The following is a 2,916-nucleotide window of genomic DNA, read 5'->3' on the forward strand; positions in this document are numbered from 1 at the left end:
GCCTTGCTTTGTGCGTTCAAAAAACTGAAAAAGAACGGCTTTTATGCGCGTACGAAACATTGTACCATCAAGCATCTCAATAACCTGATTGAACAGGATCATCGACATGTAAAACGGCGCTTTGTCAAATCTTCTGGATTYCAAAATCTTCGTCATGCTTCACGTACGATAAAAGGTATCGAGACYATTCATGCCCTATATAAACAACGGCGAAGTCTTCAAAGAGACTCCGCCTTTTCAACGTACAATAGACTTCAACAATTATTAGCTAATTCTTAAACCTTGATCCTTATTTACCATCGGATTGAACAAGATTGTTTCCCCTAAGTTGATGGACATGTATGGTGATCCTACATCCATGAACTTAAGAAAAGCAAATACCTCAAAACAAAAAACACACTCGTTCTGATTAGGAACGAGTGTGTTTAGGTTATCTGAAAGGTACAAACTTCCATGAGCTAGGTTTTTGTGTTTTTCCCCCTAGTACAATCCAACTTTTCTCTGCATTTATATTCTTATAATTTAATGGATAGTCATCTGTAAAAATATTATATTCTGTAGGTTTATCCGGGTTAATTTGAATTTTAAAGTCAGCTAAACTATCAGACTTTTGAGCAAGGTGAATCCAACTAGAATAATTAGACCAATTTAAATATTGAAATTGATCGTAATTTGAGTGCTTCATGCGAAGATATATACTTTCCCCGTGGTGTAGCTTTGCATCATTTTCTTTGTAGAATTCAAATTCTATAGGTGTACCAGATAAAGCATTGTCCTTATTATTTGCAAGTAAAACATAATCGTAACGATTTGCTACATACCATTCAAATGTTAGACCTTGATAAGGAGATTCACTTGGTACGATATAATAGTTTTTCCCTGCTTCTATGACGTTTCCTTCTATATCATAGATTAATGCGGTCTCTATACTTGGAGCTTTCACATTTTCAGTAAAAGTTTTAAACCAAAGATTTAAGAAACCTGCTGTATTGCGCTGAGCTTCTCCTAAGCTTCGCTGCACAGCTGGGGTAACCATTTCTTGCCACAATTGCGCCTTACCACTATTATAATACTTAAATGTTTTATCATTAGTAATATTTTGGATTTCAGGTTTAGCTACTAGGGCTGCATAATCAATCCATCATAAAAATGAGATTTCCATCCGCCTTTAAAAACACCGCCTATTCCTGTTCCGCCATCGTTAAACTCTGCATTATAATCTGCATCATATAATCCTTTAGAAAACAGATCTTTATATTGCGGATAATTTAAAAAGTCCACAGCCTGCTTATTCGCTTCAACATTAGATTCTGTTTTCATAATTTCAATAGCTTGTTTTGCAATCCATAAATGTGTACTTTTATCAGAATGATACGGAGCTTCTGCAGACCATCGAGCGGTAATAGGATCATTGTCAGTTAAATCAATTTGATCGAGATGAGCATAACTACTTTGAGGAGCTACTCCTAAAATAGTTAAAGTCATTCCAGCTATACATAGTGTTGATGTGATTTTTTTCATTTTTTATTCCTTTCTAAATATGAAGATATAAGTATTATAAATACATCAATATCATGAAGATAGAGGAACCTAATATGTAATATTGCATATTAGTAAATCTATATGAGTATATATAACATGAAAATCACTATAACGAACATGCAGGTTTCCTTTTTTATTTGTTATTTTTATCAGTAAAGTAGACTACATATCAACTTCAGATACTTGTTTTATGATACAAGTAATCAAACAAAAGGAGGGCCATACAAACATAATTACACTATTATTAACAGGGCACTCTTTTAAGTACAGGAGATTATTAGCAGGTGGAGAAAATGTTGAAGATGTACAGACAGATAAACATATTCCATATGAAAAAAATGAATTGCAGCAAACTCTAGAAAAGTACGATTCGAAGGAGTTTGAGTTATAAAAAGAAAATAGATAAATTGACAAGAGAAAATCACTTTGTGTATATCACAGGTGTTTTTTATTTTCATTTTGATATAGGGCTTGAATTAAATTCCCATGTTTTTTTGCAGCCATTCAATAATGAATATGTACATATTCATTATTGAAATTAGTAATAATAAAATGTATTATTGAAAAGCACTATTTATAATTCAAGTAATCAAGGCTATGTATCCATAATAATTTGAACATTCAGAAATTATAATATTATCATAAAAATGAGGTGAGGTTAATAGAAACAGTACATATTAAATGGTATGGAATGTATAGTTTAAATGATTTTTATAATAGAGAAGAAGCTTTTAAGAAGGGAATATTTGCAATCTCTAGAGTATATGCTAAGAATGAAACATTGATCTATATAGGAAAAACCAAAAGAAGCTTTATACAAAAGATAAGGGAACTTAATAAAGATTGGATTTTTGATGAAAGCGAATTAAAGATTACATTAGGAATAATAGAGTCTCCTAGTGGTGAAAGTTACTCTGAAAAAAAGGTAAAAGAGATAAAATCCCTTTTGATTTTACGACATACCCCAGTAGAAAACAACACATCTTTATTGTACCATAGAGGGCAGTTTAATTTGAAAATTATAAATAAGGGAAGAAGGGGCTTAATTGTTAAAAAGATTTCTACAGGAGATCTAATGTGGACGTAATTGGAATCACCTTTGAATAAAATTGAAGGTTTCTTACGAACAGATGCTTATCAATTTTTAATGTATTAAAATATTTTTGAATAACATATGTCAGATGCTTGAAACAACACAAATTTTATTATGATATGAAATCTTGTATGGGAATTGTAATTCATTTCCATTGTTTAATGAAAATATTAAGAATTATAAGGATAATGCATAAAGATTAGAAGAGAAAATAAACTCGGAGGTTTAAAAAATGGGACAAGGAAGCAGGTTTCAAGAAAAACAACAAAATCGTCGTAAAA

Annotated in this window: 3 protein-coding genes and 1 pseudogene; 3 read left to right on the forward strand and 1 reads right to left on the reverse strand. The window is 31.2% G+C overall.

Going from position 1 to position 2,916, the window contains the following annotated elements; translation table 11 throughout:
- The coding region (locus tag AC1DJR_RS27810; protein ID WP_477004028.1) for a DDE-type integrase/transposase/recombinase at positions 1–279 on the forward strand (279 nt) is incomplete at its 5' end.
- Positions 280–430: 151 nt separating this feature from the next.
- Here AC1DJR_RS27810 and AC1DJR_RS27815 read toward each other — a convergent pair.
- Positions 431–1,521 (reverse strand): annotated as a pseudogene (locus AC1DJR_RS27815) (zinc dependent phospholipase C family protein).
- 211 nt (positions 1,522–1,732) lie between these two features.
- Here AC1DJR_RS27815 and AC1DJR_RS27820 point away from each other — a divergent pair.
- Together AC1DJR_RS27820 and AC1DJR_RS27825 are read left to right on the forward strand one after the other, a co-directional pair.
- Positions 1,733–1,933 (forward strand): hypothetical protein, encoded by a 201-nt coding sequence (locus AC1DJR_RS27820; protein WP_033708115.1) that lies wholly within the window; start codon positions 1,733–1,735, stop codon positions 1,931–1,933.
- Positions 1,934–2,194: 261 nt separating this feature from the next.
- A complete protein-coding gene (locus AC1DJR_RS27825) occupies positions 2,195–2,629 on the forward strand; it encodes a hypothetical protein (protein ID WP_002127385.1) in 435 nt (144 codons plus the stop codon).
- The last annotated feature ends 287 nt before the right edge of the window (positions 2,630–2,916 follow it).

Source organism: Bacillus sp. 05T31 (assembly GCF_056396725.1).